Source organism: Escherichia sp. E13S3, assembly GCF_004212325.1.
In the GTDB taxonomy this organism is placed as follows: Bacteria; Pseudomonadota; Gammaproteobacteria; order Enterobacterales; family Enterobacteriaceae; genus Escherichia.
The window spans coordinates 1-23,397 of record NZ_RHJR01000007.1 but is presented as its reverse complement, the minus strand read 5'-3'; the positions used below and the strand labels follow the sequence as shown (position 1 = coordinate 23,397).

The 23,397-nt window shown below is 45.2% G+C and carries 26 protein-coding genes and 1 tRNA gene; 18 read left to right on the top strand and 9 right to left on the bottom strand.

What is annotated here, in order from left to right; all coding sequences use genetic code 11:
* Nucleotides 1-559: 559 nt before the first annotated feature.
* On the top strand, nucleotides 560-1,348 hold the full coding sequence (gene phoH, locus D9597_RS08105) for a phosphate starvation-inducible protein PhoH (protein WP_167850467.1): 789 nt from the start codon (nucleotides 560-562) through the stop codon (nucleotides 1,346-1,348).
* A gap of 114 nt (nucleotides 1,349-1,462) precedes the next feature.
* On the opposite strand, the gene D9597_RS08100 is transcribed toward phoH, so the two are convergent.
* The 3 genes from D9597_RS08100 to D9597_RS08090 form a co-directional block, all read right to left on the bottom strand.
* A complete protein-coding gene (locus tag D9597_RS08100) occupies nucleotides 1,463-2,323 on the bottom strand; it encodes a hypothetical protein (protein WP_130222072.1) in 861 nt (286 codons plus the stop codon).
* A gap of 205 nt (nucleotides 2,324-2,528) precedes the next feature.
* Nucleotides 2,529-2,906 carry a DUF1878 family protein gene (locus tag D9597_RS08095; RefSeq protein WP_130215847.1) on the bottom strand — a complete coding sequence of 126 codons (378 nt, stop codon included), beginning with the start codon at nucleotides 2,904-2,906 and terminating at the stop codon, nucleotides 2,529-2,531.
* 787 nt (nucleotides 2,907-3,693) lie between these two features.
* Nucleotides 3,694-3,781, bottom strand: a tRNA-Ser gene (locus D9597_RS08090).
* A 233-nt stretch (nucleotides 3,782-4,014) separates the two neighbouring features.
* On the opposite strand from D9597_RS08090, the gene ghrA reads away from it, so the two are divergent.
* The 4 genes from ghrA to D9597_RS08070 all read left to right on the top strand — a co-directional run bounded on the left by ghrA (nucleotide 4,015) and on the right by D9597_RS08070 (nucleotide 6,915).
* Nucleotides 4,015-4,953, top strand: a complete 939-nt coding sequence (gene ghrA, locus D9597_RS08085) for a glyoxylate/hydroxypyruvate reductase GhrA (protein ID WP_130222071.1) — start codon at nucleotides 4,015-4,017, stop codon at nucleotides 4,951-4,953.
* Nucleotides 4,954-5,007: 54 nt separating this feature from the next.
* Nucleotides 5,008-5,745 carry a zinc-binding phosphatase gene (gene ycdX / locus D9597_RS08080; protein WP_130205456.1) on the top strand — a complete coding sequence of 246 codons (738 nt, stop codon included), beginning with the start codon at nucleotides 5,008-5,010 and terminating at the stop codon, nucleotides 5,743-5,745.
* 22 nt (nucleotides 5,746-5,767) lie between these two features.
* A complete protein-coding gene (ycdY, locus tag D9597_RS08075) occupies nucleotides 5,768-6,322 on the top strand; it encodes a molecular chaperone YcdY (protein ID WP_130205458.1) in 555 nt (184 codons plus the stop codon).
* Nucleotides 6,323-6,423: 101 nt separating this feature from the next.
* On the top strand, nucleotides 6,424-6,915 hold the full coding sequence (locus D9597_RS08070) for a DUF1097 domain-containing protein (RefSeq protein ID WP_130205460.1): 492 nt from the start codon (nucleotides 6,424-6,426) through the stop codon (nucleotides 6,913-6,915).
* Nucleotides 6,916-6,976: 61 nt separating this feature from the next.
* Here the strand turns inward: D9597_RS08070 and csgG are convergent, their stop codons facing one another.
* The 4 genes from csgG to csgD are packed head-to-tail and all read right to left on the bottom strand — an operon-like array spanning nucleotide 6,977 to nucleotide 9,319.
* A complete protein-coding gene (gene csgG, locus D9597_RS08065) occupies nucleotides 6,977-7,810 on the bottom strand; it encodes a curli production assembly/transport protein CsgG (protein WP_130205462.1) in 834 nt (277 codons plus the stop codon).
* A 25-nt stretch (nucleotides 7,811-7,835) separates the two neighbouring features.
* Nucleotides 7,836-8,252: a curli production assembly/transport protein CsgF gene (csgF, locus tag D9597_RS08060; protein WP_064528489.1), complete on the bottom strand. Its 417-nt coding sequence runs from the start codon at nucleotides 8,250-8,252 to the stop codon at nucleotides 7,836-7,838.
* Between the two features lie 22 nt (nucleotides 8,253-8,274).
* Nucleotides 8,275-8,664 (bottom strand): curli production assembly/transport protein CsgE, encoded by a 390-nt coding sequence (gene csgE, locus D9597_RS08055; RefSeq protein WP_130205465.1) that lies wholly within the window; start codon nucleotides 8,662-8,664, stop codon nucleotides 8,275-8,277.
* 4 nt (nucleotides 8,665-8,668) lie between these two features.
* Entirely contained in the window at nucleotides 8,669-9,319 is a 651-nt protein-coding gene (csgD, locus tag D9597_RS08050; RefSeq protein WP_064528493.1) for a biofilm master transcriptional regulator CsgD, read from the bottom strand.
* Nucleotides 9,320-10,076: 757 nt separating this feature from the next.
* Here csgD and csgB point away from each other — a divergent pair.
* From csgB to clsC, 6 genes are all read left to right on the top strand, one after another.
* Nucleotides 10,077-10,532, top strand: a complete 456-nt coding sequence (csgB, locus tag D9597_RS08045; RefSeq protein WP_130215852.1) for a curli minor subunit CsgB — start codon at nucleotides 10,077-10,079, stop codon at nucleotides 10,530-10,532.
* Between the two features lie 40 nt (nucleotides 10,533-10,572).
* Nucleotides 10,573-11,031: a curli major subunit CsgA gene (csgA, locus tag D9597_RS08040; protein WP_000771421.1), complete on the top strand. Its 459-nt coding sequence runs from the start codon at nucleotides 10,573-10,575 to the stop codon at nucleotides 11,029-11,031.
* A gap of 58 nt (nucleotides 11,032-11,089) precedes the next feature.
* Entirely contained in the window at nucleotides 11,090-11,422 is a 333-nt protein-coding gene (gene csgC / locus D9597_RS08035) for a curli assembly chaperone CsgC (RefSeq protein ID WP_000992819.1), read from the top strand.
* A gap of 117 nt (nucleotides 11,423-11,539) precedes the next feature.
* Complete coding sequence (locus D9597_RS08030) at nucleotides 11,540-11,851, top strand: type 1 fimbrial protein (protein ID WP_130205471.1); 312 nt, start codon at nucleotides 11,540-11,542, stop codon at nucleotides 11,849-11,851.
* Nucleotides 11,852-11,945: 94 nt separating this feature from the next.
* On the top strand, nucleotides 11,946-12,479 hold the full coding sequence (gene ymdB, locus D9597_RS08025; RefSeq protein WP_064528503.1) for an O-acetyl-ADP-ribose deacetylase: 534 nt from the start codon (nucleotides 11,946-11,948) through the stop codon (nucleotides 12,477-12,479).
* Complete coding sequence (gene clsC, locus D9597_RS08020; RefSeq protein WP_130222070.1) at nucleotides 12,421-13,902, top strand: cardiolipin synthase ClsC; 1,482 nt, start codon at nucleotides 12,421-12,423, stop codon at nucleotides 13,900-13,902. The genes ymdB and clsC overlap by 59 nt, the downstream gene beginning before the upstream one ends.
* 7 nt (nucleotides 13,903-13,909) lie before the next feature.
* Here the strand turns inward: clsC and mdoC are convergent, their stop codons facing one another.
* Nucleotides 13,910-15,067: a glucans biosynthesis protein MdoC gene (mdoC, locus tag D9597_RS08015; protein WP_130222069.1), complete on the bottom strand. Its 1,158-nt coding sequence runs from the start codon at nucleotides 15,065-15,067 to the stop codon at nucleotides 13,910-13,912.
* A 393-nt stretch (nucleotides 15,068-15,460) separates the two neighbouring features.
* On the opposite strand from mdoC, the gene mdoG reads away from it, so the two are divergent.
* The 3 genes from mdoG to D9597_RS08000 all read left to right on the top strand — a co-directional run bounded on the left by mdoG (nucleotide 15,461) and on the right by D9597_RS08000 (nucleotide 19,932).
* Nucleotides 15,461-16,996, top strand: a complete 1,536-nt coding sequence (gene mdoG / locus D9597_RS08010; RefSeq protein ID WP_130222255.1) for a glucans biosynthesis protein MdoG — start codon at nucleotides 15,461-15,463, stop codon at nucleotides 16,994-16,996.
* The gene (gene mdoH / locus D9597_RS08005; RefSeq protein WP_130222068.1) at nucleotides 16,989-19,532 is read left to right on the top strand and encodes a glucans biosynthesis glucosyltransferase MdoH; all 2,544 of its coding nucleotides are present in this window, start codon (nucleotides 16,989-16,991) and stop codon (nucleotides 19,530-19,532) included. The genes mdoG and mdoH overlap by 8 nt, the downstream gene beginning before the upstream one ends.
* A gap of 172 nt (nucleotides 19,533-19,704) precedes the next feature.
* Nucleotides 19,705-19,932 carry a YceK/YidQ family lipoprotein gene (locus tag D9597_RS08000; RefSeq protein ID WP_130222067.1) on the top strand — a complete coding sequence of 76 codons (228 nt, stop codon included), beginning with the start codon at nucleotides 19,705-19,707 and terminating at the stop codon, nucleotides 19,930-19,932.
* On the opposite strand, the gene D9597_RS07995 is transcribed toward D9597_RS08000, so the two are convergent.
* Nucleotides 19,933-20,307, bottom strand: a complete 375-nt coding sequence (locus tag D9597_RS07995) for a MysB family protein (protein ID WP_130222254.1) — start codon at nucleotides 20,305-20,307, stop codon at nucleotides 19,933-19,935.
* 39 nt (nucleotides 20,308-20,346) lie between these two features.
* Here D9597_RS07995 and D9597_RS07990 point away from each other — a divergent pair, with 39 nt between their 5' ends.
* The 4 genes from D9597_RS07990 to D9597_RS07980 all read left to right on the top strand — a co-directional run bounded on the left by D9597_RS07990 (nucleotide 20,347) and on the right by D9597_RS07980 (nucleotide 23,381).
* A complete protein-coding gene (locus tag D9597_RS07990; protein WP_165383538.1) occupies nucleotides 20,347-22,116 on the top strand; it encodes a recombinase family protein in 1,770 nt (589 codons plus the stop codon).
* A gap of 296 nt (nucleotides 22,117-22,412) precedes the next feature.
* Nucleotides 22,413-22,562, top strand: a complete 150-nt coding sequence (locus tag D9597_RS23095; RefSeq protein ID WP_165383537.1) for a hypothetical protein — start codon at nucleotides 22,413-22,415, stop codon at nucleotides 22,560-22,562.
* Nucleotides 22,563-22,653: 91 nt separating this feature from the next.
* Entirely contained in the window at nucleotides 22,654-23,019 is a 366-nt protein-coding gene (locus tag D9597_RS07985; protein WP_165383536.1) for an HNH endonuclease signature motif containing protein, read from the top strand.
* 68 nt (nucleotides 23,020-23,087) lie between these two features.
* Nucleotides 23,088-23,381: a hypothetical protein gene (locus tag D9597_RS07980; RefSeq protein WP_130222064.1), complete on the top strand. Its 294-nt coding sequence runs from the start codon at nucleotides 23,088-23,090 to the stop codon at nucleotides 23,379-23,381.
* Nucleotides 23,382-23,397: the final 16 nt, after the last annotated feature.

The following is a 23,397-nucleotide window of genomic DNA, read 5'->3' as shown; positions in this document are numbered from 1 at the left end:
TCAGGCCTACAATCGGTGCTGGCTCGGTAGGTCGGATAAGGCGTTTACGCCGCATCCGGCGTTCGTGCGCAGATGCCTGAAGCGAATCCTGCTGAAAGCACACAGCTTTTTTCATCACTGTCATCACTCTGTCATCTTTCCAGTAGAAACTAATGTCACTGAAATGGTGCTTTATAGTTAAATATAAGTAAATATATTGTTGCAATGAATGCGAAAACTGTTGTACTTATTATGTAACAGCGGTAGTTCCCGGCAGTGATAGTCAGTCACTATGGAGATCGCGGATGGTAACGTCCTGCACTGGACATGTGTTTGACAATCAACGCTCGACCAAACGCGGAGATTTCTCCTCCGGTAGCAACTTCGTCACTCTGTATTTTTACTCACTTCCTCCCTTTTCTCGTGTTACCGACGCCGTAAATGGTGTGCGTAGCCGTTTTCGGTGTTATTTCCAAAAGCAAACTATGGCTTACAAGGAAGCCAACCCTCTGATGTTCGTGCGCATAATCGCGCTGCCAACGGCGCGTGTGATGAATACAAACAACTCAAGGTGCTCTCCATGGGAAGACAAAAAGCAGTGATCAAAGCTCGTCGCGAAGCAAAACGTGTGCTGAGACGGGATTCACGCAGCCATAAACAGCGTGAAGAAGAATCGGTCACCTCGCTTGTGCAGATGAGCGGCGTAGAAGCCATTGGTATGGCCCGCGACAGTCGCGATACTTCGCCAATCGTGGCGCGAAATGAAGCGCAATTGCACTATCTGAAGGCTATTGAGAGTAAGCAGCTGATATTCGCTACGGGCGAAGCCGGGTGCGGTAAAACCTGGATCAGTGCGGCAAAAGCGGCAGAGGCCCTGATACATAAGGATGTCGACAGGATCATCGTCACCCGTCCAGTTTTGCAAGCCGATGAAGATCTTGGCTTCTTACCTGGGGATATCGCAGAAAAGTTTGCTCCCTATTTTCGTCCGGTCTATGACGTGCTGGTCCGGCGCCTGGGGGCTTCCTTTATGCAGTATTGCCTGCGACCGGAAATAGGGAAGGTGGAAATCGCGCCGTTCGCCTATATGCGTGGACGTACCTTTGAAAATGCAGTTGTCATTCTTGACGAGGCGCAGAATGTGACTGCCGCGCAAATGAAAATGTTTTTAACCCGCCTCGGGGAAAACGTAACGGTTATCGTCAATGGTGATATCACGCAATGCGATCTGCCTCGCGGCGTGCGCTCCGGATTAAGTGACGCGCTGGAACGTTTCGAAGAAGATGAAATGGTCGGGATCGTCCGGTTCGGCAAAAATGATTGCGTACGTTCGGCACTTTGCCAACGTACGCTACATGCCTATAGTTAAGCGTATTACAAGCACAGAGCCCGGGCTAACCGGGCTTTGTTTTTGATGTGTATGGCCCGGAGTGCAAATTTATCTAAAACTACCTACAGCCGGTTTAGTTGCAATGCAGGATAGCTATTTTAAATTATAAAGTCTGTTCTCAATATATTCATTCAGTTTTGTCAGCTCTTCTGCGATTTTTTCCTTGTTTAATTCATTGTTGTCGGTCATGGTTAATAAAATCAATTCCTTTGTTTTTTTTGATAAAATTCCCGGGTGGAAATTTCTGCTGTTATACATTTCATGAAGAATGTTGAGCAGTTCGCTATTAAAAAAATCAATATTATCCATGTTGTCGATTTGAGGGTTGCTGTCTTGAAAATTTTTAATAATTTTATTTATTTTGATAAGGAAATAAAACTCAATATTTCTCTGGGTTTGTTCTTCTGGTGTGAAAATTGGAAAGTCATAATGTTCACATATTGTATCGTAATCAGCAAACTTTTCGTTTTCAATTGACAATAACTTTTTCTTTTCTATTTTATCCTTCGTTGATTTTATCTCTGAAAACATTCTTTTTATTATCAATAAAATGATGGCCGTGACAAATAAAATAATTACGCCAATATGTGTGGAGTAATAAAAAAGTAACATGATAAATGAAATTACTGGTAGTGCTAATGAGGTAATAATCAATAAGTTACCGACTTTACTATATGAGTGTAGTTCAAAAATGAATTCCCTTTCGCCACTTGCGAATATGTAAAATAATGAGAAGCCTGTGTTCAGTAATGTTGATATTGCGAAACCTAACGTAGCCCACCACAGCGGAAAACTATTGGAGATATTAACAGGGGGGACACTAAAAAGCCCAATAAAAAAGGTAAAGCAGGCTCCAGTAAGAATTGAGTGAAAATATGAAAACCATTTTATACTCTCCCCTGTATGATACCCTTTTTTATATGCACGCCAGGCAATCCGCTTTGTATTATACATGGTTCTATCCTTAAATTGATTTACTATGGGAACTATACTAATTGATATTAATGCATAAGATTATTATTAATATCGTATATAATTTACTACCTCATCGCCCGAATCAATTCCATATCAGTTTGTGCATTAGATTAGTTGATAAATAAATGATTATGAACAAATGCATTTATCTGGTAATAGATTTAGCCTACTACCAGATAAACAATCAGTTATTGTGGCGAATAATTTGGTAAAACTCGGCAGGTATGTTAGGGCCAAAACTCAGCGCATATTGATAACAAACATCTGTCCACTGATGGTTTTTGTAAAAAGCAAGAATAACTTGTTTTACCATTTGGTATTCAATATCGAGTTCATCTTTTAAGTCGTTTTCAAATTCATACCATTTTAATTTTTCATTGTTGCTTAATTTTTCATCGTATTTTTCAAATATATCATGTGTACGATTAATGTTTCTTTCATTCCAATCCATTGAAATAGTTAATGACTCCACGGGATGATTATGATAATCGATTATGTCACCAAGGATACTTATATGGTATTTTAATTTTTCAATTTCTTTTGAAATTTCAGTTAAGTTCATGCTTTATCCTCCATTTTAGAATATGTAGAATTCATCGCAGATATGACATCTTGAGTCTTTGTTTGTAGATCATGAACATATGCGAGTCTGGAGTGCCTGAATGCCAACCTGTTTCGTAAGAGTTAAGATTTATTTTGCTTCAACAAGAAGCAGGTGAGTATCAGCATCAGGATCTTTTGTATCAAGAGTTCCTAAAGCAATATCGGAAACTCTTTTGTCTTGTGCTCGCTTCAGAAGAGCATAGTCATGCTGTCTGTTATTAAAGGATACTCCCATCCATTTACCCGCAATAGTTAGAATTGAATCACTTTGTACATTTATATTCAGCTTTTGCCTTGGTAAATAATAAATAATATTTCGGTATTATCTAATGCAAAAATGATTTTACAAAACAAGGTATCACTTACCTCATCCTTTCTGAACGCAACAGGAGACTATGTTGGGAAATTCCTCGTCGCCCTGCGGGCAGCCCGTTCACTGCGTTCACGGTCTGTCCAACTGGCTTTCGCCAGTTGTCGAACCCGGGTCCCGGCTTCTCATCCCCGCCAGGCTGTGCAACATGCGAAAAAAAAGCCCGTACTTTCGTACGAGCTCTTCTTAAGATATGGCGGTGAGGCGGGGATTGACTCGCTTCGCTCGCCCTGCGGGCAGCCCGTTCACTGCGTTCACGGTCTGTCCAACTGGCTGTCGCCAGTTGTCGAACCCGGGTCCGGGCTTCTCATCCCCGCCGGGCTGTGCAACATGCGAAAAAAAAGCCCGTACTTTCGTACGAGCTCTTCTTAAAATATGGCGGTGAGGCGGGGATTCGAACCCCGGATACGTTGCCGTATACACACTTTCCAGGCGTGCTCCTTCAGCCACTCGGACACCTCACCAAATTGTTGTTCCTGTCTTGCTGGAACGGGCGCTAATTTAGGGAAATAGTCGCCTCGGGTCAACAAACTTTTTTAAAAAAAAGTGCGTTTATTCAAACTTCAATCAGTTTGCGGCTTTAATAAGCAAGTTTTGCTTTTTTTGCCACCGACAGCAGATTTGCTATTCTGATGTTCCTTGCAGATCATAACAATAAGCGCGAATAAATTCCGCTCAACTCTTTTCGGGAGCCAATATGGATATCATCTTTTATCACCCAACCTTTGACTCAAAATGGTGGATTGAGGCGCTGAGTAAAGCGATACCTCATGCCAGGGTCAGAGCCTGGAAAAACGGAGATAACCAGGGCGCGGATTATGCGTTAGTCTGGCATCCTCCAGTTGAAATGCTGGCAGGACGCGATCTTAAAGCTGTGTTTGCACTAGGCGCCGGTGTGGATTCTATATTGAGTAAACTACAGGCACACCCTGAAATGCTTAAACCCTCCATTCCGCTTGTCCGCCTGGAAGATACCGGTATGGGCGAGCAAATGCAGGAATATGCTGTCAGCCAGGTGCTACATTGGTTCCGACGTTTTGACGATTATCGAATCCAGCAAAATGCTTCACACTGGCAACCGCTGCCTGAATATCATCGGGAAGATTTTACAATTGGCATCCTGGGCGCTGGCGTGTTGGGCAGTAAAGTCGCACAGAGTCTACAAACATGGCGCTTTCCGCTGCGTTGCTGGAGTCGCAGTCGTAAATCCTGGCCAGATGTACAAAGCTTTGCTGGAGGCGAAGAGCTGAAGGCATTTCTGAGTCAATGCCGGGTACTGATTAATCTGTTACCGAATACGCCCGAAACGGTCGGCATTATTAATCAACAATTATTCAATCAATTACCGGATGGCGCGTATCTTCTCAATCTGGCGCGTGGCGTCCATGTGGTGGAAGATGATCTGCTCGCGGCGCTGGAAAGTGGCAAGATTAAAGGAGCCATGCTGGATGTTTTTAATCGTGAACCTTTACCGCCGGAAAGCCCGCTCTGGCAACATCCACGCGTCACGATAACGCCACATGTGGCAGCTATTACTCGCCCCGTCGAAGCAGTGGAGTATATTTCGCGCACCATTTCCCAGCTAGAAAGAGGTGAGGCCGTCAGCGGGCAAGTCGACCGAGTTCGAGGCTACTAATAAAGCGCCAGGATTCCTGCTATCCTTGGCAAGAATTGAATACAGGAGAGAGTTATGTATCCCGTCGACCTACATATGCATACCGTTGCCAGCACGCATGCATACAGCACATTAAGTGACTACATTGCCCAGGCTAAACAGAAGGGAATCAAGCTTTTTGCAATTACCGATCACGGCCCGGATATGGAAGATGCGCCGCATCACTGGCATTTCATTAATATGCGTATTTGGCCACGAGTGGTTGATGGGGTAGGGATCCTGCGCGGCATTGAAGCCAACATTAAAAATGTTGACGGTGAAATTGACTGTAGCGGCAAAATGTTTGAGTCGCTGGATTTAATCATTGCTGGTTTTCATGAACCGGTTTTTGCACCACATGATGAAGCGACCAATACGCAAGCGATGATCGCGACTATCGCCAGCGGCAATGTGCACATAATAAGCCATCCGGGCAATCCGAAATATTCCATTGATTTCAAAGCAGTTGCGGAAGCAGCCGCGAAACACCAGGTAGCGCTGGAAATCAATAATTCGTCCTTCCTACACTCGCGCAAAGGCAGTGAAGATAACTGCCGTGCAGTTGCCGCTGCGGTGCGCGATGCTGGCGGTTGGGTGGCATTAGGCTCGGATTCTCATACCGCGTTTACTATGGGTGATTTTGAAGAGTGTCGTAAAATTCTTGACGCGGTTGATTTTCCAGAAGAACGCATTTTGAATGTTTCACCGCGCCGTTTACTCAACTTCCTGGAATCCCGCGGTATGGCGCCGATTGCGGAATTTGCTGAACTTTAATTGCTTTTATGGAAATAAATAAATGAACGAGTTTTCTATCCTGTGTCGTGTACTGGGGTCACTTTATTACCGCCAACCGCAGGACCCTTTACTGGTTCCGCTGTTTACCCTGATTCGTGAGGGAAAATTGGCGGCGAGCTGGCCTCTGGAGCAGGATGAGTTGCTGGCACGCTTGCAGAAAAGTTGTGATATGGCGCAAGTATCTGCTGATTACAATGCGCTGTTTATCGGCGATGAATGTGCAGTACCGCCTTACCGCAGTGCCTGGGTTGAGGGCGCGACGGAAGCGGAAGTGCGTGCTTTTCTTTCAGAACGCGGGATGCCGTTAGCAGATACGCCAGCCGATCACATCGGCACGTTACTGCTTGCGGCTTCCTGGCTGGAAGATCAGTCAACGGAAGATGAAAGCGAAGCACTGGAAACGTTGTTCAGCGAGTATCTGTTGCCGTGGTGTGGCGCATTTCTCGGTAAAATTGAGGCCCATGCAACCACGCCGTTCTGGCGCACTATGGCACCACTGACCCGCGATGCTATCGGCGCAATGTGGGATGAACTTGAGGAAGAAAAAGAAGAATAAGTGTGATTGTGATCACTAGTGAATGCAACATCAAACTCTACGTTGCATAAAATGTGTGCTCGATCTCATTCATGGCCGCGTTTTCTGCTATCATTCGCGGCATGAACATACTTCTCTCTATTGCAATCACAACGGGCATTCTCTCCGGTATCTGGGGATGGGTGGCCGTTTCCCTTGGTTTACTCAGCTGGGCGGGTTTCCTTGGCTGCACGGCCTACTTTGCCTGTCCGCAAGGCGGCCTGAAAGGGTTGGCGATCTCAGCTGCAACGCTGCTTAGCGGTGTGGTGTGGGCAATGGTCATTATTTACGGTAGTGCGCTGGCACCCCATCTGGAAATAGTTGGCTATGTCATGACTGGCATTGTCGCTTTCCTGATGTGTATTCAGGCCAAACAGCTATTGCTGTCATTTGTTCCGGGTACATTTATCGGTGCGTGTGCGACGTTTGCCGCGCAGGGAAACTGGAAACTGGTATTGCCATCTCTGGCGCTTGGGCTGGTGTTTGGTTACGCGATGAAAAACAGTGGGCTTTGGTTGGCGGCGCGCAGTGCCAAGACCGCTAACCATGAGCAACAAGTAAAAAATAAAGCGTGAGAGAATCACGCTTTATATTGAATACGTAAAGGCCGGATTAATACTCCGGCTTTTTTATGGATCAGGATTCCGGCGGTACTGACAGATGGCGGTATTTCACCAGAATGTCATTCTGCAGATCTGCTTTATTCTGCAAATCCCACAGACCGCGGTCGATACCATCATTAATCAGGAAGATAACACCGGTTTCAATCGCCGACATCAGGCATAGCATAACGGGTTCGTTCGAGGTATATCCTACTTCCCCTTCCAGTAACCGCTGGTAGTCGATAAAGCGGAAGACGCCGGCCTGGACTTCATAGGAAAGAATGGTCTTACTGGTGTTCACTGATGACAGGATTTCACCGGTGCTGACATTAACGACACGCAAGTTCACCGCGATTTGGTCAAGTTGGTACTGCGTATCGGCGCCAATACCGAAGTATCTCGCCCCGGCACCGCCCGATTTCACATTACTTTCATAACCAATAATCGACCCTTCAACCATGATATTGGCTGCCGTCAGCGACTGTAGCGGGATCCGGTTATTGAGCGCAACAGTGCCGTTTTCTTGTGCCGCACGAATAATCTTACGTTCGTTCAGTAAGTTTTGTAGGCCCTGACGCTCCAGTGGTACAAACCAACGCGAATCTTTCAATGCGGTGACCAACATGGCGGTCGCGCTTTGCGGAACTGCGGTGGAGAAGTTACTCGCCGGATAGGGTTTAAATTGTCCAGTTTCATCCTGGATGTTGTATACCGAGACAAAGATTTTGCCCGTTGGCGAAGGCAAATGGGTTAAATCTTTGTAGCTTTGAGCTCGAGGCATTAATGTCGGCTTGGCGGCTTCTTTTGGTGGTGCTGTTAAGCATCCACTCAGCAACATGACTGCAACCAAAACAAATAAGCGCTGCATATTATTTTCCTTACAAAGCTGGGGCTTAAAAATCGGTTGAGTTATTTTGTAATCCCGAAACCTGAATCGTGGACGTTTGACCCGTTTTACGATCGGTTACGTTCAGTTGCAGCTGACCATCCCGGTTGGCAATATCGACGATATATTCGTTAGTCACCATTCGTCCTGGCTGACCCGTATTAATATTTGTCAGCAGCCCACCTAATATTTGTGACTGAATGGCCTGGGTGAAGTTATCTAACGCCGAGGGCGTTTCAATACCAAAGTCATCATCATAGCTTGGATCTTTATACGAGTTCTGTGCCTGGGCGCTGTTTAGTAAAAAAGCGCCATTATTGGGGTTGCCACCAAAATTAGGATTGCGGAACTGGAAGGTCATATTCCCGGCCCAACTTATTGGCGAAATTAGCATGAGTAGAATTACTGCATGTTTGACACGCATTGCAGCCTCCGGACAATTTAATTTAAAATTCATCAGGCGCTAAATCGCCCGTACTCAGTAAAGCCTGACTAATCTGTCGACGGTTCAGTGCTTCTTCAGTTTGTGCCAGTGCAAAGACAACAGTTTTCTCGAAGTCTCTTTTCAATGGGAATAAAAAAGTCTGGAAAATAACGTCCTGATTTACCGTTATGGTGATCCAGCTTCCCCATCGTGCACTGGGCCTTTCATTAATCGTCAAGTTCCCGGTATAGCTACTTTCCCATTTATCACTAAAGGCACGATAAAAATCATGTCCAATGGATGAAACAGTATGGTCAGTTAACAATCCCGGTACTTCTACCTCTACGGCGTGAACATTCCCCGCAGCGAAGAAAATATTCGCTGCTACAATCCAGCATAAATAACGTTTCATGGCTTTATCGCCTGAGGTTATCGTTTGCCCATGAGACTGCTTGAGTCCGGTTTTTGACTGCTATCTTCTTGAAAAGATTATAAAGATGCGTTTTAACCGTATTTTCGCTGATGAACAGCGAACGAGCAATCTCGTTATTGGAGGCGCCGATACGCAGTTTATTAAGGATCTCTTTTTCCCTATGAGTAAGGAGGGCAGATTCCGTGCTGTTATAACGATAGTTACCTGAATGTGTAATCAGATAGCTGGCAAGTTTTTGCGTAAAGTAGCATTCCCCGCGTAAGACGCCTTGCAACCCATTGATGACGCGTTCTTGATCCTCCAGGGCGTAAAAAACACCGTTGATATGAGGCCAGTTTTCAATGTCGCGGTACGGGTAATCGTCTGGAGTATTTAACAACAGTGTTTTGATGTTGTTGTGTTTTCTGCTTAATGTATCCTGCCAGTAATGGATGAGTTTTTTATCTGCTTCCATCATATCCAACAGAATAATGCAGCCAGAAGATATATCGTCCAGAGAACGTTGAATGTTATGTAGTTTTCCTGTGATTGCCAGCGATTGTTTTAAATGCTGCAATAACGCAGTCGCTTGCAAGGAAGGTTTAGTGATTAACAGTAATGTATGACCATGAATACTATGGACTTCATTAAACATGATGAAACCCCGCTCTTTTTATTAATCGCACACCTGACAGCTGCCTTTATTCAATAAAGGCACCAGAAGTACTGACAGATGTTGCACTGCTGTGTGTAGTAATAAATCAACCCTAAATGGGTAAAAAATAAAACTAATGGATTACATCTGATTTCAATCTAGCCATTACAAATCTTAAATCAAGTGTTAAACATGTAACAAAATGTAATCTGGTAATTAAATTTGTTAACATTAAGGGGTTGTTAAGTTTGGTAATGATAGAAAAGTTGTACATATGGCTTTTATTGCACAATTTTGAAAAGTCATACAAATACGCGTAACTACATGATTGTTTTTATAAAATTTATTTATCTCTGGTCCTTTTGTTGCGCTAAAATTGTCTGCATTTTCAGATTCTCTTCATGGACAATTTTTGGCTGCAAAAAAACGATGTTTGTGACGGCTTGTCAGGCAAACATATCGACAGAATCTTCGTGAATCATGAGGAGAGATAGTTTGTCGAATTTTCGTGGTCAAAAAACGACGGTTTAAAAGTAAACAAAATAATTTTTGCGTAAATAACAGCGTATTTACGCGAGTTTTAATACTTTGGCATGAGTAAAAAAAGAAAAATACAACGCGCGGGTGAGTTATTAAAAATATTTCCGCAGACATACTTTCCATCGTAACGCAGCGTTAACAAAAAACGGTTTGCGTTAACAACCAAGTTGAAATGATTTAAATTTCTTAAATGTACGACCAGGTCCAGGGTGACAACATGAAAAACAGATTGTTATTTATGATGTTAACAGTACTGGGTGCGCCTGGGATTGCAGCCGCGGCAGGTTATGATTTAGCTAATTCAGAGTATAACTTTGCGGTAAATGAATTGAGTAAGTCTTCATTTAATCAGGCAGCCATAATTGGTCAAGCTGGTGCTAATAATAGTGCACAGTTACGGCAGGGAGGCTCTAAACTTTTGTCGGTTGTTTCGCAAGATGGTAATAACAACCGGGCAAAGATTGACCAGACAGGAGATTATAACCTTGCGTATATTGATCAGGCGGGCAATGCCAACGATGCCAGTATTTCGCAGGGCGCATATGGTAATACTGCAATGATTATCCAGAAAGGTTCTGGTAATAAAGCAAATATTACGCAGCATGGTACTCAAAAAACGGCAATTGTAGTGCAGAGACAGTCGCAAATGGCTATTCGCGTAACACAGCGTTAATTTCCATTCGACTTTTAAATCAATCCGATGGGGGTTTTACATGAAACTTTTAAAAGTAGCAGCAATTGCAGCAATCGTATTCTCCGGTAGCGCTCTGGCAGGTTCTATTCCTCAGTACGGCGGTGGCGGCGGCAACCACGGTGGTGGCGGTAATAACAGCGGCCCGAATTCAGAACTGAATATTTACCAATACGGTGGCGGTAACTCTGCTGTTGCATTGCAGGCTGATGCCCGCAACTCTGATCTGACAATTACCCAGCACGGCGGCGGTAACGGCGCAGATGTGGGACAAGGTTCTGATGACAGCTCAATTGAACTGACCCAACGTGGCTTTGGTAACAGCGCGACACTGGATCAGTGGAACGGTAAAAACTCTGAAATGACTGTTAAACAGTTCGGTGGCGGCAACGGTGCAGCAGTTGACCAGACTGCATCTAACTCCAGTGTCAACGTAACTCAGGTTGGCTTTGGTAACAACGCGACCGCTCATCAGTACTAATACAGAATTTGTATTACAGAAACAGGGCGCAAGCCCTGTTTTTTTTCGGGAGAATAGTATGAACGCGTTATTACTTCTCGCGGCGCTTTCCAGCCAGATAACCTTTAATACAACCCAACAAGGTGACATGTACACCATTATTCCTGAGGTTACTCTGACGCAATCATGCTTGTGCCGGGTGCAAATATTATCTCTGCGTGAAGGCAGTTCGGGACAAAGTCAGACGAAGCAAGAAAAGACCCTTTCATTACCCGCTAATCAACCCATTGCCTTGACGAAGTTGAGTTTAAATATTTCCCCGGACGATCGGGTGAAAATAGTTGTTACTGTTTCTGATGGACAGTCACTTCATTTATCACAACAATGGCCGCCCTCTTCAGGAAAGTCTTAATGTATTGATAGTTGAGCATAAAATGAGCCGGAAGAGAATGGTCTGATACGAATCGACCACCTGAAAGCATGGATAACACACCCTCAAGGATGATTAATCATTGAGGAAATAGAAGAGATGTTCAGACCGTTATTAAACTCCCTTATGCTTGGCAGCCTGGTTTTTCCTTTCTTTGCAACAGCGGAAAGTAATGCGCAAGGTGGCGTGATTCATTTTTATGGTCAAATCGTGGAACCGGCGTGTGACGTGAGCTCCCTACAAGCGCCAGTTGAAATGACCTGTATGCAAAATGGTCCTGTACAGAGCAAAACGTATTCCAGCAAAGAGCTAATGAGCGGCAAAGTCAAAAATGCGCAAATTGCCTCAGTAAAAGTGCAGTATCTTGATGAGCAGAAAAAGCTGGCTGTGATGAATATCGAATATAACTAAGTTTCTGAACCACTCACGTCGCCGACAAGAAAAATGCGATTTCTCTAAAAACCCTGCTGTACACTTAAGAAACAAGATGGTGTAAGGAGGCGTTATGAAATCGCGTATTCATGTTGTACAGGGCGATATTACCAAACTGGCCGTTGATGTGATTGTTAATGCGGCAAATCCATCGTTGATGGGGGGAGGCGGCGTCGATGGCGCTATACATCGCGCTGCCGGTCCGGCGCTGCTGGATGCCTGTTTAAAAGTCAGACAACAACAGGGCGACTGCCCTACGGGACACGCAGTAATTACCCTCGCAGGCGATCTCCCCGCCAAAGCTGTTGTACATACTGTTGGACCAGTGTGGCGCGGCGGAGAACAAAATGAAGATCAGCTATTACAGGATGCCTATCTCAATAGTCTGCGACTGGTGGCGGCGAACAGTTATACATCGGTAGCTTTCCCTGCCATTAGTACTGGTGTTTATGGATACCCACGCGCTGCAGCGGCTGAAATAGCAGTAAAAACCGTTTCGGAATTTATTACCCGTCACGCTTTACCCGAGCAGGTATACTTTGTCTGTTATGATGAAGAAAACGCCCATCTCTACGAAAGACTCCTTACCCAACAAGGAGATGAATGATTTGCCCCGGCTGGCGAGCGCGGTGTTGCCCTTGTGTTCGCAACATCCAGGACTGTGCGGCATTTTCCCCCTTGATAAAGGTCTGGATGCGTTTGCCGCACGTTATCGCCTGGCAGAAATGGCGGAACATACGCTGGATGTTCAGTATTACATCTGGCAGGACGATATGTCGGGGCGGTTACTGTTTTCCGCTCTGTTAGCCGCCGCGAAGCGTGGCGTTCGCGTTCGTTTGTTGCTTGATGACAACAATACACCCGGACTTGATGACATTTTACGCTTGCTCGATAGTCATCCGCGGATTGAAGTTCGACTTTTCAATCCTTTCTCATTTCGCTTATTGCGTCCGCTTGGCTATATCACCGATTTTTCCCGTCTCAATCGACGTATGCACAATAAGAGTTTTACCGTCGATGGCGTGGTGACGCTGGTGGGGGGGAGAAACATCGGCGATGCATATTTTGGAGCAGGAGAAGAACCGCTTTTTTCAGATTTAGATGTGATGGCAATGGGGCCGGTTGTTGAGGACGTCGCTGATGATTTCGCCCGCTACTGGTATTGCAAATCAGTTTCACCCTTGCAGCATGTTCTGGATGTGCCAGAAGGTGAAATGGCTGATCGTATTGAGCTACCCGCATCCTGGCATAATGACAGCATCACGCATCGCTATTTGCATAAACTGGAATCAAGCCCTTTTATGAATCAACTCGTTGAGGGGGCGTTACCGCTTATTTGGGCAAAAACGCGTTTATTAAGTGATGATCCTGCGAAAGGGGAGGGCAAAGCAAAACGCCATTCCCTTCTGCCGCAGCGTCTGTTCGATATCATGGGGTCACCCGGCGAGCGGATTGATATTATCTCTTCCTATTTTGTGCCGACGCGTGCAGGTGTAGCGCAACTGTTACGAATGGTAAGAAAAGGGGTAAAGATAGCAATCTTAACCAACTCACTTGCCGCCAATGATGTCGCTGTGGTGCATGCTGGCTACGCACGCTGGCGCAAAAAATTGCTCCGTTATGGCGTGGAACTCTATGAGCTGAAGCCGACGCAGGAACAACCCGGTACACTGCACGACCGCGGAATAACCGGGAATTCCGGTGCCAGTCTGCATGCCAAGACCTTCAGTGTCGATGGCAAAACTGTATTTATTGGTTCATTCAATTTCGACCCGCGCTCAACATTGCTCAACACTGAAATGGGCCTGGTAATAGAGAGCAAAACGCTGGCGCAACTGATCGATAAACGCTTTATTCAGAGTCAGTATGATGCGGCCTGGCAGTTGCGTTTGGATCGGTGGGGGCGGATTAACTGGGTCGATCGCCACGGGAAGGAAGAAATTATTCTCAAAAAAGAACCCGCAACCAGTTTCTGGAAGCGGGTTTTGGTCAGACTGGCGTCAATATTACCCGTTGAATGGTTATTGTAAGCGTGGCTCAGCGGGCTGGTGCTTTATCATTCTCGCGCTTAATGGCCGGTTTTCCGGAGAACAAAAACTTCAACAACGGAATGCGTAAATGAATTTCATACAGAATTATCGCAATCCCTATCACAAATATCAGACCGCAGAGAAAACCAAGCCAATTTGAGGTGATATGCGGGGTGATGTATGCGCCGAAAAACAGCGTTAACGGGTGGTGAACCAGGTAGATAAACAGCGATGCGTTTACAAAATAGGTCACCCGCGCCGACTGAAAATTGAGCAAACGGTGACCAAAGGAGAAAACCACATTCACCATCCACAAGCCGAGTACCATCGTGATCACCGACTCGGTTTCATACATCCAGGCATCGCCGCTACCGTAACGTTGATTGAGCAAATATGCGACAAATGCCATTGCTGCAGCGAGTGTGCAACCACGAGAAGGTGTGGTAAACAAGGCTTTAAGATTAGGGAAAATAAAAGCTAATGCGCCAAGGATAAAAAACGGCATATAAAACAGCGTCTGCATGAAAATAAAATTGAACATGCCATCGCTTAAAATAGGCGGATAAACGATAAAGAGCGTTCTTCTTATTGCCGCATAGCCGATGCCGAGGCATAAGAAGATCACCGATAGTTTAGCCATTGAGAATTTTTTATTTTTGTTATCGGAATTATCTAAATTATCTTTGATGCGCTTAAATATCCATATGCAAAGTGTCGTCATGACCACCAATACCAGTAAAAACCACAGGTGCGAAATTAATTCCCAGGCCAGTGTATTATATTTGTCATATAATGACAGGCCAGGCCAGCTTTCTGCTTTGCCTTTGACATACTGCAGCATAATGAATTGCGGCAAGGTCAGCAGAGGAATGGCCGTTAACATCGGGATCCCCACACGTTCGACGCGAACTTTCCACCATTTTTTCAATGGGTAGCGCAAAAAAAGCATGTAGGAAAAATAACCAGAAATAACGAAAAATACCTGCATGCGGAACGAGTGGATGAAATCGTTAAAAAGTGTCAGCCACCAGGATGGTTCTGCGCTATTCACATGCCAGGTGTGGCTTGAATAGATTAAAGAAATATGAAAAGGGATCCCTAACAACATCAACCAGGCGCGGATGGAGTCGAGGAAATATTCACGCTGCGCGGGTACTGGATTCATATATGATTAACTAATCTCGGATTTTTCGTCTTATCCCTGCCGGGTAATGCCTTTAGGCTTTTGCCATAACAACATCGACCTGACCGCATCTGGCACAGGCTTCACGGGTGTTTTTGCGCGGCATAGTCACTACCACTAACCAAAATGGAAGCGTCTGTAAGACTGTTGATAAATAAATTTGCTGGCAAACCCTACACGAACTCGCTGCTTCTGTCTTTAGGAGAAGCACGGAAAGTGAAAACGGCCGCAATCAAGTGCTTAATCCATGAGCCAGCATGCTGAATAACACCGGGATTCTGTTGTCGTAATGGCTGGTTATCCATTAAAATAGATCGGATCGATATAAGCACACAAAGGGGGAAGTGCTTACTTATTATGAAACATAAACTACAAATGATGAAAATGCGTTGGTTGAGTGCTGCAGTAATGTTAACCCTGTATACCTCTTCAAGCTGGGCGTTCAGCATTGACGATGTTGCAAAGCAAGCTCAATCCTTAGCCGGAAAAGGCTATGAGACGCCTAAAAGCAACTTGCCCTCCGTTTTCCGCGACATGAAATACGCGGACTATCAGCAGATCCAGTTTAATCATGACAAAGCTTACTGGAACAATCTGAAGACCCCATTCAAGCTCGAGTTCTACCATCAGGGTATGTACTTCGACACACCGGTCAAAATCAATGAAGTTACTGCAACGGCAGTAAAAAGAATCAAATACAGTCCGGATTATTTTACATTCGGCGATGTTCAGCATGACAAAGACACGGTAAAAGACCTTGGTTTTGCCGGTTTTAAAGTGCTTTACCCGATCAACAGCAAAGATAAAAACGATGAAATCGTCAGCATGCTCGGGGCCAGCTATTTCCGCGTGATTGGTGCAGGTCAGGTTTATGGCCTTTCTGCCCGCGGCCTGGCAATTGATACCGCGTTGCCATCCGGTGAAGAATTTCCGCGCTTTAAAGAGTTTTGGATCGAGCGTCCAAAACCGACTGATAAACGTTTAACCATTTATGCATTGCTTGACTCACCGCGAGCGACAGGCGCTTACAAGTTTGTGGTTATGCCAGGACGTGACACGGTTGTTGATGTGCAGTCTAAAATTTATCTGCGCGACAAAGTCGGCAAACTGGGTGTTGCGCCGCTAACCAGTATGTTCCTGTTCGGACCGAACCAGCCGTCTCCGGCGAATAACTATCGTCCGGAATTGCACGACTCAAACGGCTTGTCTATCCATGCCGGTAACGGCGAGTGGATCTGGCGTCCGCTGAATAACCCGAAACATCTGGCGGTTAGCAGCTTCTCTATGGAGAATCCACAAGGGTTTGGTCTGTTACAGCGTGGCCGCAACTTCTCTCGTTTTGAAGATCTCGACGACCGTTACGATCTGCGTCCAAGCGCCTGGGTAACACCGAAAGGGGAGTGGGGCAAAGGTAGCGTTGAGTTGGTAGAAATCCCGACCAACGATGAAACTAACGATAACATCGTCGCTTACTGGACGCCGGACCAGCTGCCGGAACCGGGTAAAGAGATGAACTTTAAATACACCATCACCTTCAGCCGGGACGAAGACAAATTGCATGCGCCAGATAACGCCTGGGTACAGCAGACGCGTCGTTCAACGGGGGATGTGAAACAATCAAACCTGATTCGTCAACCTGACGGTACTATCGCCTTTGTGGTCGATTTTACTGGTGCAGAAATGAAAAAACTGCCAGCGGATACGCCAGTCACCGCACAAACCAGTATTGGCGATAATGGTGAGATTGTAGAGAGTACAGTGCGTTATAACCCGGTCACCAAAGGCTGGCGTCTGGTAATGCGCGTGAAAGTGAAAGATGCCAAGAAAACCACTGAAATGCGTGCTGCGCTGGTGAATGCCGATCAGACGTTGAGTGAAACCTGGAGCTACCAGTTACCTGCCAATGAATAAAACAACTGAGTACATTGACGCAATGCCCATCTCCGCCAGTGAGAAAGCGGCATTGCCGAAGACCGATATCCGCGCCGTTCATCAGGCGCTGGATGCCGAACACCGCACCTGGGCGCGGGAGGATGACTCCCCGCAAGGGTCGGTGAAGGCGCGTCTTGAACAAGCCTGGCCGGATTCGCTGGCTGATGGGCAGTTAATTAAAGACGACGAAGGACGCGATCAGCTGCAGGCCATGCCGAAAGCAAAACGTTCCTCTATGTTTCCCGACCCGTGGCGAACTAACCCGGTAGGGCGATTCTGGGATCGTCTGCGCGGGCGCGATGTGACACCGCGCTATCTGGCTCGGTTGACCAAAGAAGAACAGGAAAGCGAGCAAAAATGGCGTACCGTCGGGACAATCCGTCGTTATATCCTGCTTATCCTGACACTGGCGCAAACCGTTGTCGCCACCTGGTACATGAAGACGATTCTTCCGTACCAGGGGTGGGCGTTTATTAATCCGGTTGATATGGTCGATCAGGATCTGTGGGTTTCCTTTATGCAGCTCCTGCCTTATATGCTGCAAACCGGCATTCTGATCCTCTTTGCTGTTCTTTTCTGCTGGGTGTCTGCCGGTTTCTGGACCGCGTTGATGGGGTTCCTGCAACTGCTCATTGGTCGCGATAAATACAGTATTTCTGCGTCGACCGTTGGCGATGAACCGCTAAACCCGGAGCATCGTACGGCATTGATCATGCCCATCTGTAATGAAGACGTGAATCGCGTCTTTGCAGGCTTGCGCGCAACGTGGGAATCGGTAAAAGCCACCGGCAATGCTAAACACTTTGATGTCTACATTCTGAGTGATAGTTACAACCCGGATATCTGCGTCGCAGAGCAAAAAGCCTGGATGGAGCTTATCGCTGAAGTCGGCGGCGAAGGGCAGATTTTCTATCGCCGCCGCCGCCGTCGTGTAAAGCGTAAAAGCGGTAATATCGATGACTTCTGCCGTCGCTGGGGCAGTCAGTACAGCTACATGGTGGTGCTGGATGCCGATTCAGTGATGACCGGTGATTGCTTGTGCGGCCTGGTGCGCCTGATGGAAGCCAACCCGAACGCCGGGATTATCCAGTCTTCGCCGAAAGCATCTGGTATGGATACGCTGTACGCGCGCTGCCAGCAGTTTGCGACCCGTGTTTATGGGCCATTGTTCACTGCCGGTCTGCACTTCTGGCAACTTGGCGAGTCGCACTATTGGGGGCATAACGCGATTATCCGCGTGAAACCCTTTATCGAGCACTGCGCGCTGGCGCCGTTGCCGGGTGAAGGCTCTTTTGCCGGTTCAATCCTGTCGCACGACTTTGTAGAAGCGGCACTGATGCGCCGTGCAGGTTGGGGAGTATGGATTGCGTACGATCTCCCGGGCTCTTATGAAGAGTTGCCACCAAACTTGCTGGACGAGCTAAAGCGTGACCGTCGCTGGTGTCACGGCAACCTGATGAACTTCCGCCTGTTCCTGGTCAAAGGGATGCACCCGGTACACCGTGCGGTGTTCCTGACGGGGGTAATGTCTTATCTCTCTGCGCCGCTGTGGTTTATGTTCCTCGCGCTCTCGACCGCATTACAGGTAGTGCATGCGTTGACCGAACCGCAATACTTCCTGCAACCACGGCAGTTGTTTCCTGTGTGGCCGCAATGGCGTCCTGAACTTGCGATTGCACTGTTTGCCTCAACAATGGTGCTGCTGTTCCTGCCAAAATTATTGAGTATTTTGCTCATCTGGTGCAAAGGGACTAAAGAGTATGGTGGCTTCTGGCGCGTCACCTTGTCGCTGCTGCTGGAAGTGCTGTTCTCCGTACTGCTGGCGCCGGTGCGCATGCTGTTTCATACGGTATTCGTGGTCAGTGCCTTCCTCGGCTGGGAGGTGGTGTGGAATTCACCGCAACGTGATGATGACTCCACTTCCTGGGGAGAAGCGTTTAAACGTCACGGTTCGCAACTGTTACTGGGTCTTGTGTGGGCGGTTGGCATGGCATGGCTGGACCTGAGATTCCTGTTCTGGCTGGCGCCGATTGTCTTCTCACTGATCCTGTCACCGTTTGTTTCGGTGATCTCCAGTCGTGCGACCGTGGGGCTGCGTGCGAAACGCTGGAAACTGTTCCTGATCCCGGAAGAGTATTCACCGCCGCAGGTGCTGGTAGATACCGATCGTTTCCTTGAGATGAACCGTCAACGTTCTCTCGACGATGGCTTTATGCACGCGGTATTTAACCCGTCGTTTAACGCCCTGGCAACGGCAATGGCGACCGCGCGTCACCGCGCCAGTAAGGTGCTGGAAATCGCCCGTGACCGCCACGTTGAACAGGCGCTGAACGAGACGCCAGAGAAGCTGAACCGCGATCGTCGTCTGGTGCTTTTGAGCGATCCGGTAACGATGGCACGTTTGCATTTCCGCGTATGGAACTCTCCGGAGAAATATTCTTCATGGGTGAGTTACTATGAAGGGATAAAGCTGAATCCACAGGCATTGCGTAACCCGGATGCGGCTTCGCAATAAAAACGTAGTTGCCTGATGCGCTACGCTTATCAGGCCTACATCGTTCCTGCAATATATTGAATTTGCAAGATTTTGTAGGTCGGATAAGGCGTTCACGCTGCATCCGGCAAAAACAACGAGCCAATAAAAATACCGGCGTAATGCCGGTATTTTTTTAGGAAAGAGGTATCAAATGCGTTTCATTGTGGTAGGCATCATGGTTACCTTACTGAGTGGCTGTGGCAGCATCATTAGCCGCACTTTACCGGGGCAGGGGCATGGCAACCAATATTATCCCGGAGTGCAATGGGATGTTCGTGACTCCGCATGGCGCTATGTTGCGATCCTCGATCTGCCGTTCTCCCTCGTCTTTGATACCTTACTGCTGCCTATTGATATTCAACATGGGCCATATGAGTAATTAACGCTCATCCCATTCATCGGCGGCAGCGCGTCCTTCTTCAGTATCCAGAGGCGGCTCAAGCTGAAATTCGCCTTCGTCCCATTCATGCAGCGTATTTTCATCTTGCCATTCCTGGCGGATTTCAATTTCATCATAATCGCCGTCAAAGACGCTTTGTGCAGCTTCACCGCTGAACATTGGCAGACATTCACCTTCTTCGCCTTCATCAGCAAAAAACTCAACCTGCCACATAATGTCGCCATCTTGCAGAATGTATTTCTGGACATTGAACTGTTGCACATTTGCTTCATCTGCATCGATTCCGGGGTTGTCAGCAAGAAATTCTTCCCGTGCGGCATCAATGGCTTCTTCCAGCGTGGCATAAAAATACATGTTATTCTGAGGCATGATTTTACTCCAGAGATGAAAAAAATGGCTGTGATTCAATCTATAGACGGCGATTTAAAAGGCGTCAAACCACATGTGAAAGCGTGGCTGTACTGTCGAGTTTCTACACTAATACAGATTGATGGTTACGGCCTCCAACGCCAACAAGATACAGTTAAGGCATTCATCACGAGTTACAAAGTACCTGATGAGCTTGGATACGACATTGACCGCGAAAACTACGAAGTAATCGAAGACGTGGGAAGATCTGCCTACCACGGCAACAACTTCACGAAAGGTGAGTTAGGAAAATTTCGTCAGAAGGTTCTAGATCGAGAAATTATAAGTGGTCTATTACTAATAGAGAATGTCGATCGTTTTACTAGGATGCCTGAATATCTATCAATGCAAGAGTTCAACAATCTCATACTGCGAGGTATTGATATTCTAGAAGTTGAAACAGGAACAATTTTTAGTAAGAAAATAGATGGTTCTCTTACAAAGCTATCTGTATCAATCTCTCGTGCATATTCAGAGTCAAAACGTAAAAGCAACATCAGTAAACGCTCTTGGGCGAACAGAAAACGTAAATCCCTAGAGCAGGGGATAGCCATCAACAACAACACACCAGAATGGCTAATTCTTCATGATGACAAGCAAAGCTACATCCTTGATGAGCAGAAAATCAAAATTATAAACGATGCCTTTAAACTATATGTTGAAGGACATGGGGCAACCTCAATAATCAACAAACTTAACAAACAAAAAATATTCATCAACTCAACAGGCTGGAGTACAAACAAGTTTTATCATCTATTACGAAATAAACGACTAATTGGATTTCTTGGTGATGAGCGTCACTATCCTGAAGTTGTTGATCCAGTTTTGTTTAACCAGGTACAAACTTTACTTAATGGCAGAGCAAGACAGCGTAAAAAATCAGGAACAATGATGCGTTCGCTTTTCAATGGCATAGCAAAATGTAAATTCTGTGGAAATGGAATGGTTTGTCAGACCATGACCTCTTCACAATCTTACTTACGATGCATAGCAGAACGTTCCAAAACTACAAAATGTGACACAGCAAAACTGATTAGATATAAAGAAGCTGAAAAGGTATTACTCGAACACATACGGAATGTTGATTGGGCATCATTACAGAAAGAAAGTAGTCGTGATGCACATGAATTAAACGAATTAAAAATACAGGCAGCAATCATTAATGGAAAAATTGAGGATGCACAAAAAGAATTAGTTAAAGCTGACGATGACCTTATTGTGTTACTTTCGCGTGTGATCACTAATCGTCGAAATGAACTGCGTACATTAGAAGAGAAAATCATAAACTTAGAGGGGAATGTTGAAGAGCCTGACGTATCAATAATAAAAGATTTAGAAGCAATTCAAGACCAAGGTAATATAGAGTTGCGACAGAAAATATATACTTTATTAAATAAAACTGTCAGCACTATAACGTGTGCTCGCTATGATATTCCTGAGACAATTTATGTGTTTGAACTGAATTATATAGGAACTGAACAAAAGCATGTGGTGTACTGTACTAAGGCACTAGAAAATGTGATAACAATCTATATTAAGAAGAAAGATGATGTAGATATGTATGTAACGTCATCTTTTTCTATTGAGGCAACAGATAAAGAAATAACACTTGAGATACCAAGTGCAATTAGAATGGAAGACTACGCTATACTTAAAAATTATCTAGAACTAACAGATGCTAGTAGCAATATATCTAAGTGGATGCAAGCACACTACGATGAGGTATTGAGCCAAGCTTACTATAGAAGTACATAAGTACTTTTATAAAAGAAATAGAGATGATTATGGAGTGGTTAGTAATTACAGTAGTACTATTATTAGGAACTACGATAATGGTATCTGGGATAATTGAAAGGCTATTTCCTAATCTACTCATTTTGGGCATGTTTTGAATTTAAAATGATAAATAAAAGTATATAAAGCACAGATTTTTGGGATAGACGTTTTAGATCGGATATAATAAGAAGTATAGCCCAACAACAAAATATCTCCAGAGAAAAGCCCCTCGTGACATTGGGGCGATTCTTTGCACTTAAAAAAGGAAAAAATGTATGACAGAAAAGAAAGATGCTCGTATTAGTCTTAGACTAAGTGAAAGCCAAATTGAATTACTTGAAAAATTAATAAAAGATGGAAAAGCAAAGAATCAAAGTTCAGCAGTACATTACTTGATTAACCAGTACGGAATACTAGGGAAATAAAGTAAGTTATAGGTTTAGTACTTCACTTTAGCAAAAGTACGCTCACCGTACTAACACGGATTGTTAGTACATTTTTGAAATGGAATATTCGATGAGACTAAATCAATACCAATTAGAAGCTAAATGTAATGAACTATCAGTAATCACAGGCTATGAGTGGGAAGTCTTCCCAAAAGATAACCGCTATCTTGTTTCCGAATATGGGGATGTATATAGCACTATCGGAAAAGGTAGAATCTTAAAACCTAATAGTTTAAAGATAGGTTATCAAAGATATAACTTAGCATATGGTTCTATATATGTTCATCGCATTGTAGCTTTTACATTCCTAGGAGATCGAACTACTGAAGGTTTAGAAGTAGATCACAGAGATAGAGATAAAGGCAATAATCACTATTCAAATCTAAGATGGTATACCCATCAAGAAAATTGCAATAACAGAAGTAAACGCAAGTAATAAAAAGGGCATACATTGTGAGTGTATGCCCCTTCAAATTATAATCATCATCTATAAGGATATTTATCATGGCAAATAAAGCACGAGATTACGACAATACACCATTCCTACGCATTGCTGGGAAGTTTGGAGACTATGACAACGATCTTACACCAGAAGCAAAACAGATAATTGATGAAGCAATAGCATCAGTCCCAATGGGTAACGGTAAACCATATAGTGGATTTAAGATCTATTACATCGTTTTCAATTTGATCACATTCAGTACTGAGAAAGTTTTAGCCAGGTTACATCTTTACCAAGACTATCATATAAAAGAAGTTCAGGAACGTGTAAGTGAATCTACCGCAGTAAAGGTGTAAATAGACCCGTTTTAGT